Source organism: Humitalea rosea (assembly GCF_003253705.1).
GTDB classification, from domain to species: Bacteria; Pseudomonadota; Alphaproteobacteria; order Acetobacterales; family Acetobacteraceae; genus Humitalea; species Humitalea rosea.
On sequence record NZ_QKYU01000062.1, the window covers coordinates 1 to 1,619 of the forward strand.

Genomic DNA, 1,619 nt, shown 5'->3' on the forward strand with positions numbered 1-1,619 from the left:
CCCGGATTATTCATCACGCCCTCGGCGTCTACATTTCGCCGTTGAGCGGCTCGCCTGCTGGTTGTGGTGGCGCGGGTGGTCAGGCCGGCGCAAGCGTCGGTTCGATGGTGCGTCTTGCGGGGTTTAGGATTGCGGTGGAAGGGCTTGACCGGGGCGACACCGCCCCGCGTTTCAGATGACCAGGCGTGGCAGACGGTCCAGCACAAGCCGCAGGATCGCCTGTTCAGGGAAGGCGCTGGGCAGATGGACCAGCAGCTTGGTCTTCCACGCGACCACCTGTGCCGCGATTTTCAGCAGTCGCAGGCGCAGCGTGTCGAACTGCGCGACCCGCCAGGACGAGTGCTTCGGCATCAGGCGGCGCAGCGACCACATGAGCCAATAGGCGCCGGTGTGCAGCATCAGGCGCAGTTGGTTGGCCGGGCCGCGGTGGCATGAGGTGCGGTCGGCGGCGAGATGGGTCTTCCAGGATTTGATGTGGTTTTCGGCCTGGCCACGGCGGCAGTAGAGGTCCGCGTACAGTGTGCGCGCGGCTCCGCCGGCGAGGTTGGTGACCACGAAGCGTGTATCGGTCCCCTGGGCGCTGACCTCGACGCGGGCGATGATGCGCTCAACCCGGCTCCAACTCGCGGCGCCGTCGTGAAATTCCTTGTAGCGGCGCAGCTTGTCCGCGCTGGGGTCCGCGGCCTGGCGGGCCGCGGTGCTGTGCTCCAGCGTCTCGACGCGGCGGCGCAGCGTGCGGGTGGTGGCGACGCCGAGAATGAAATCGAGCCGCTCGGCGCGGCAGAAATCCAGGACTTCGGGCGCGCAATAATGGCTATCGGCGCGGAGCAGGATGTCCACGCGCGGCCAGTGTCCCCGAATAGCGCGGACTAGGCGGCGCAGAAAGCCGCGCACCTCACGCCCGGTGGGGCGGCGGGCGGGGCGCAGCAGGGCGGCGACGGGCCGCCCCTCGCCGTCGAAGACGACGATCGGCTGGAAGCCATATTCGTCGTAGTAGGCGTTGAACAGACGAAGTTGCTGGCCGCCATGGACGGCATCGAAGGTGTCGTCGATGTCGAGGGTGATGCGGCGTGGCACCTGGTGGAAGCTGTCGCAGTAGAGGCCGACCATGGCCTGGCCCATGCGCAGCAAGTCGCGCGGCCGTGGCAGGTTCTCAAGGCGCGAGATGGTCGGCTGCGAACACAGTGCTGCTGCATCCGGCAGACGGCCGAGGGCGAGTTTGAAGGCCGGGTCGTGGCGTAGGCTGTCGGCGTCGTTGGCGTCCTCGTAGCCGGCGGCGATCATGAACATCCGGAAGCGCAGGATGTCGGCCATGCTGTGGATGACGCGCTCCGGTGCGCGCGGATCGGCGACGCAGGCGGCGAGACGGTTGGCGAGCCCAAGGCGGGTTTCGATCTCGCGCAGCGCCAGCACGCCGCCGTCTGAAGAGAGCTTGCCGCCGTCGAAGCGGGCGATGATGGGCTTGCCGCAGACCGGTGACAGGCCCGGCAGTGCGGGGGTAGATTCAACCTTGGCGGGCATGGCGTCCGAAATCGGCTGGATGTGAGTGTCGCAACCGAATCCTATGGCCGATCAAGGCGTTGCGCCATGTCCGCTAACCTTGGTGAATAATCCGGGCT

The 1,619-nt window shown here is 67.3% G+C and carries 1 protein-coding gene; it reads right to left on the reverse strand.

The window, feature by feature from the left end:
• Nucleotides 1-171 precede the first annotated feature (171 nt).
• Nucleotides 172-1,521: an IS1380 family transposase gene (locus tag C8P66_RS23330; RefSeq protein WP_111400669.1), complete on the reverse strand. Its 1,350-nt coding sequence runs from the start codon at nucleotides 1,519-1,521 to the stop codon at nucleotides 172-174.
• Nucleotides 1,522-1,619: the final 98 nt, after the last annotated feature.